General features: G+C 69.9%; 6 protein-coding genes and 1 pseudogene. 3 read left to right on the forward strand and 4 right to left on the reverse strand.

All coding sequences use genetic code 11. The annotated features are described in order from the left end of the window. The 3 genes from GWK61_RS52325 to GWK61_RS52335 form a co-directional block, all read left to right on the forward strand. Nucleotides 1–588: glycosyltransferase (locus GWK61_RS52325; RefSeq protein ID WP_194921716.1), on the forward strand; the 588-nt coding region annotated here is incomplete at its 5' end. After that, on the forward strand, nucleotides 585–2,132 hold the full coding sequence (locus GWK61_RS52330) for a glycoside hydrolase family 130 protein (protein WP_194921717.1): 1,548 nt from the start codon (nucleotides 585–587) through the stop codon (nucleotides 2,130–2,132). The genes GWK61_RS52325 and GWK61_RS52330, both read left to right, overlap by 4 nt. Continuing rightward, entirely contained in the window at nucleotides 2,129–2,680 is a 552-nt protein-coding gene (locus tag GWK61_RS52335; RefSeq protein WP_194921718.1) for an SRPBCC family protein, read from the forward strand. Before GWK61_RS52330 ends, GWK61_RS52335 begins: the two co-directional genes overlap by 4 nt. A gap of 36 nt (nucleotides 2,681–2,716) precedes the next feature. On the opposite strand, the gene GWK61_RS52340 is transcribed toward GWK61_RS52335, so the two are convergent. The 4 genes and pseudogenes from GWK61_RS52340 to GWK61_RS52355 all read right to left on the reverse strand — a co-directional run. Next, a complete protein-coding gene (locus GWK61_RS52340; protein WP_194921719.1) occupies nucleotides 2,717–3,481 on the reverse strand; it encodes a class I SAM-dependent methyltransferase in 765 nt (254 codons plus the stop codon). A 59-nt stretch (nucleotides 3,482–3,540) separates the two neighbouring features. Then, nucleotides 3,541–4,512 carry a phosphotransferase family protein gene (locus GWK61_RS52345; protein ID WP_194921720.1) on the reverse strand — a complete coding sequence of 324 codons (972 nt, stop codon included), beginning with the start codon at nucleotides 4,510–4,512 and terminating at the stop codon, nucleotides 3,541–3,543. 38 nt (nucleotides 4,513–4,550) lie between these two features. Continuing rightward, complete coding sequence (locus tag GWK61_RS52350; RefSeq protein WP_194921721.1) at nucleotides 4,551–5,186, reverse strand: hypothetical protein; 636 nt, start codon at nucleotides 5,184–5,186, stop codon at nucleotides 4,551–4,553. Between the two features lie 88 nt (nucleotides 5,187–5,274). Then, a pseudogene (locus GWK61_RS52355) lies at nucleotides 5,275–5,539 on the reverse strand (hypothetical protein); the annotation flags it as partial.

Below are 5,539 nucleotides of genomic sequence, written 5' to 3' on the forward strand. Positions count from 1 at the left end.
ATCCTGACCTGGGGCCTGATCGGACCCGGCAAGGGCATCGAGTGGGCGATCGAGGCGTTCGCCGGCCTGCACGACGTCGATCCGGCCCCGCGCTACCTGATCGCGGGCCGCACCCATCCCAAGGTGCTGGCCCGGGACGGCGAGGCGTACCGCGACTCCCTGCAGGCCCGGGCCCGGGACCTCGGCGTGTCCGCCGACGTCGAATTCGATCCCGCCTACCGCACCACCGCCGCGCTGACCGACCTCGTCCACCAGGCCGACGTCGTGCTGCTGCCCTACGACTCGACCGAGCAGGCCACCTCCGGCGTGCTCATCGAGGCCGTCGCCGCCCGCCGCCCGATCGTGGCCACCCGGTTCCCGCACGCGGTGGAACTGCTGGCCGACGGCGCCGGCCTGCTGGTCCCGCACCGGGACGTCGCCGCCACGACCGAGGCGCTGCGCTCGGTGCTGACCCGGCCGGGGCTGGCGGCGTCGATGGCCGCGGCGTCCGGCCGCGTCGCGCCGGCCCTGGAATGGTCCGCGGTCGCCGGCTCCTACCGCGCGCTGGCCGCCTCGCTGATCGGCGCCCGGGCCAAGGCTTCCGCATGACGAAGACGACAGTCCGCCCGGAGAATCCGACGATCGAGACCCTCGACGCCGCATCGCACGGCGGCGGCCGGGCGGACCTCGTGGTCCGAGGCGGGGCGCGACTGCGCCATGATCCCCGCCGGGTCGTCACCGACCTGTTCGTCCCCGGCGAGGAACTCCCCGGCAGCGTCTCGCGCGCGGCGATGGTGTTCGAGCGCATCATGGCCCTGGACGACGACACGGTCGACCGCGCCTATACCCGCACCTTGGCGGACTTCTCGGCGCGGCACCGGGATCTGGAGGAGACGTTCGCAGAGCACTCCGAAACCGTCGGCCACCGCATCGCGGCCGGGGCGCAGGTCTCAGACCAGCGCCGCCTGCTCATCGGCGCCTACTTCACCCGCGAATACGCGATCGAGGCCGCGGCCCTGACGAACCCTTCCATGATCGAACACCCTGATCAGAGCGGTCTGGCCCCGGGATGTCTCCGCTTCGTGCTGAGCGCGCGCGCCATCGGCGAAGGACACTTGTCCTGCGTCGAGTTCCGTACCGGCGTGATCGGGCCGGACGGAGCCGTCGCCCTGGACGAACCGTCACGGTTCGCGAACGCCGGCCGGTCCCGCGCGCCGCGGTACGACCGGAGGTTCTTCGAGAACGGGCTGGCCGAAGCGGGGGACGACAACGAAGTCCAGTCCTACTTCCTGCACCGGCTTCCGGCGCAGTTCACCGACGCAGACCTCGAACACGTGCTCGCCGAGCTCCCGGCAGGTCTGATGGCCCGCAACGGCGCGCACGCCGCGATCGAGAGCATCCGTCTGGTCGCGGCGTGCCAGTACGTGCTGGAGTTCCCCCAGGACACCGACCTCTCCGAGCGGGTGCTGCGGCCGATCAGTCCCACTGATTCGCGCGGGATGGAAGACGCCCGCTTCGTCCGCTTCACCGACGAGGGCGGAGTGGCCGGCTATCGCGCCACCTACAACGCCTTCGACGGCTTCACCACCGCACCCCAGCTCATCGAGACCGCGGACCTCCGGACGTTCCGCATCTCCCCGCTGCTGGGCCCCGCCGCCCGGAACAAGGGCATGGCGCTGTTCCCCCGGCTGGTCGGCGGCGTCCACATGGCTCTTTCCCGATGGGACCGTGAGAGCACCTCGGTCGCCACCTCTACGGACGGGCGCGTCTGGGGCGATGCGCAGCCTCTGAGAAGACCGGAGCTGAGCTGGGACCTTGTTCAGCGCGGCAACTGCGGGTCGCCGATCGAGACCCCCGAGGGATGGCTCGTGCTGACCCACGGCGTCGGTCCGATGCGCGTCTACGGCATCGGCGCCATGCTCCTGGACCTGGAGGATCCCCGGAAGGTCGTCGGCAGCCTGAACGGGCCGCTCCTGACCCCGGACGCCGAAGAGCGCGACGGTTACGTGCCGAACGTCGTGTATTCATGCGGTGCGATCCGCCACGGCGAGAACCTCGTCATCCCCTATGGCTTCAGCGATGTGGGGATCGGTTTCGCCACCGTCCGGCTCCCCGACCTCATCGACTGCATGCGGATCGAAGACACCGCATGAGTCAGGTCATCGAGTCGGTCGATGTGAACGTGCCGATCAGCACCGCCTACCACCAGTGGACACAGTTCGAGTCGTTCCCCGCGTTCATGGACGGCGTCGCGTCGGTCAGCCGGATCGACGACCACCGCACCCACTGGGTGATCACGATAGGCAGTGTGCGACGGGAGTTCGACGCCGAGATCACCGAGCAGCTCGCCGACGAACGCATCGCGTGGCAGAGCACCGGCGGGGACACCGGCCACGCCGGGATGGTGACGTTCCAACGCCTCGGCGACCACGACACCCGGGTGACCGTGCAGCTCACCTGGCAGCCGCGCGGTCTGGCGGAGCGGGCCGGCCGCGTCCTCGGCATGGACGGGCACCAGGTCAGGGACGACACCGCCCGATTCAAGACGTTCGTCGAGCGGCGCGGTGCCGAGACCAGTGCCGAAACCGGTGCCGGTGAGGCGCTGCCCGGTGCCGAGACAGTGCTGAGTACCGAGTCGGTGCTCGGTGCCGAGGCGGCGGTGCGGAACGGCCGCACCACGACGCCGCCGACCAGCAGGTAGGCCGACGCGGCCAGGCCGTACGGATTCAAATGCCCGCTACCCGATCGCGTCATGTCTGCGCCGCGCGAGGAGCGCGAAAGCGTTCGGCAGACGTCCGTCCCATGCCGCCGCGGCGATGCCGTCGGGGCGCCAGAAGGGTTCGGCGTACTCTGCGACGTGCAGCAGCTCCAGGCCGGCGGAGAGTACCGCGTTGATGATGTCCGCCAGGGTGGCCTGCGACTCCACCGCTCCGTGTGCGGGGAAGGTGTCGTTGACGTGCGAGCGGGCGAAGTAGCCGCGGTCGGGGCGGATGCGGGGCTCGTCCTCGTCCCAGGTCCACAGGGGTACCGTCGGGTGGGCCTCGTAGACGAACAGGTGGCCTGAGGGCCGCAGCAGGCGGGCGACGTCGGCGGCCCAGGCGCGCAAGTCCGGGAGCCAGATCAGCGCGCCTTTGCCGGTGTAGACGAGGTCGGCGCATTCGTCGCGTAGCGGTGCGCCTGGTAGCTCCGCGACCACGTAGCTGCACGACGCGCCCAACTCGTCCGCGCGCCGTTGCGCCGCCGTCGCCGCGACCTGGCTGAAGTCGACGCCGACGACCTGGCGCGCGCCAGCCTTGACCAGGGCGATGTCGTCGAGGCCGTGGCCGCTCTGCAGATGCACGACGTCGGGCGAGGACGCGAGGACGGGCCGCAGCAAGTCCAGCTCGGCGGCGAACAGCGAGCACTCGTCCCTGGCCTGAGCCAGATGTTCTTGGTATTCGAGAACGTGCTTCTCCGACGCTGCTTCCCACGCGATCCGGTTCCGCTGGCTGTCGGTCTCCATGCGTCTACTGTTTCGGCCCGGGTGTGGCAGTGTCCACACACTTTCTCCCCGGCGAAGTCTCACCAGGAGTCGGGGACTCCGTGGGCAACCCAGCGGCGGATCTCTTGTGCCGCCTGGTCGGCGACGCGGTGCCCGACGGGGCGGGTCACCAAGTCGCTGAGCGCGAACATGTCCATGACCCGCCCGAGGTAAAGCCAGTCCTCGCCGGACCGCAAGTCGGCCGGCAGATGGTCGGCGAAGGCCGCTCGGAAACCGGCTCGGTACGCGCCGGGGGTGTCGGCGCGGAACCTGACCATGTTGGCGGCGTCAGCATACGGAGAGCCGGAGAAGTCGAACTCCCAGTCCAGGATCGCGTCGACCCGCCAACCGCCGTGGGCGCGGGTGACGAGGATGTTCTTGGGATTCAGGTCGGCGTGGACCAAGCGGGCTTGGTCGTCGACTCCGACCAGGGCCTGGGCGTGGATCGAGCAGAGCTCTGCCCACGCCGTGCGCGTGGCCGCGTCCAGCCGCTCCTCGGGCGTGGCCGTCATGCACTGCGCGGCGAATTCGGGGAGCTGCTGCGACCACGGAGGTCCCGGCGCGACGCTCAGCCGGGCATCGGCGAAGAACCCAGGATGGCCGAACCGCACCGCGCCGAGCCGAGCGGCCACCCGCCCGACCTCGGCACCGAGCCGCTCCAGCTCCCCGGCATCGGTCTCGGCATCGGTTGCGGCATCGTTCTCGGCGCCGTCGAGCACCTGGCTCAACGGCGTCCCGTTCACGTACTCCAGCACCATGGCCGACCGAGCGCCCGCGCCCAGCGACCCGGCGTCAAGGACCTTGAGCACTTGGGGAACGGGAACGTGCGCGCGAGCGGCATCCATGACCGCAGCCTCAATCCCATGGTCGGCGCCACCGAATCGGACAACGACCTGACCACTGCCCAGGGTGAGCAAAGAGGTCTCGTGCGAGAACCCGCCGGCCAACACCCGCGCCGCGACCGCCGACTCGCCCAACGCCTCCGCCACCTGCCGCAGCTCATCGGACACCATCGGCCAAGTATCACAGCCGACCTGCGACCGACCCCGGACTACAGCACGTCCCGCCAGAACCGCACAGTTGCCTGCGGAGACTCGGGCACGCGGTCGGGGCCCGGCTCGTCCGTACCCTCGCCGCTCTCGTCCTCGAATTCAGCTCGGACCCATTCAGCCAGGTCGGCACCGTAGTAGATGGTGTCGGTGTGGTAGACGGACAGAACCGGATGGCCGTGGGTGCCGCGGCCGGCCGGCAGGAAACGATGCGCGTACACGGGCACCAGCACCGGGACCTTGGCCAGCTCGTTCCGAGTCACCGACAGCGCCGCTTCCAGAGCCTCCGGCCGTGGACCCCATTCCTCAAGCCAGAACCCGTAGTGCTCGACGTAGTTCTCCACGCACTCAAGCGGCCAGGCCAGCTGCCTGCGCAGCGCCGCACGGTCGCCGTCACGCCAGTCCGGCCACGGTTCGGCCCAGGCCCGCAGGACACCGGGCGGGTCGTCGTACGGCACGCTGACCGGCAGACCGGCGGCGAGAAACGCCCGGTGGTCGTCGGCGAACTCGAACCCGAACTCGTCCTCGATCCGGCTGAACTCCGCGTCGGTCAGGCCCGGCTCGATCGCGCACTCGGCCGAACCCCACCGCCGCAGTCTGCGAGCGGCCTCCGCACCGAGTTCGATGCCCGTCTTCATGGTCACCGGCACACCATAGCGGTGGGCTCAGGCGGCCGGAGGTGGCTCGTACGCTCCCGCGGAGCGTACGAGCCACCGTCTACCTACCTCACGGATACGAGACCACGTTGACCGGTCCCGCATTGCCCGAGCTGACGGCCGCGCCGGTTCCGTTGATCACTGATTGGATGCCTCCGTAGTTGTTGAGCCAGACGGTCAGCAGGTCGTTGAACTGCACGCCGGGGGTGTTCGGGGCTTGGATGGCCATCGCGCTTTCGATGGGTGGTCCCGATGTGAAGTTGGAGTAGACGCCCATGCCGTAGCCCCGGAACGAGGTGACGCTGTTGGGGATGTAGAAGGCCGGGTAGCCGTTT

Origin of the sequence: Catenulispora rubra, from assembly GCF_015356825.1 — a bacterium.
GTDB lineage: Bacteria > Actinomycetota > Actinomycetes > Streptomycetales > Catenulisporaceae > Catenulispora > Catenulispora rubra.

Bases quoted from the DNA above. Each gene is read 5' to 3' on its own strand.
- GWK61_RS52330 (WP_194921717.1), top strand. From the start codon at position 585: ATGACGAAGACGACAGTCCGCCCGGAGAATCCGACGATCGAGACCCTC.
- GWK61_RS52335 (WP_194921718.1), top strand. From the start codon at position 2,129: ATGAGTCAGGTCATCGAGTCGGTCGATGTGAACGTGCCGATCAGCACC.
- GWK61_RS52340 (WP_194921719.1), bottom strand. From the start codon at position 3,481: ATGGAGACCGACAGCCAGCGGAACCGGATCGCGTGGGAAGCAGCGTCG.
- GWK61_RS52345 (WP_194921720.1), bottom strand. From the start codon at position 4,512: ATGGTGTCCGATGAGCTGCGGCAGGTGGCGGAGGCGTTGGGCGAGTCG.
- GWK61_RS52350 (WP_194921721.1), bottom strand. From the start codon at position 5,186: ATGAAGACGGGCATCGAACTCGGTGCGGAGGCCGCTCGCAGACTGCGG.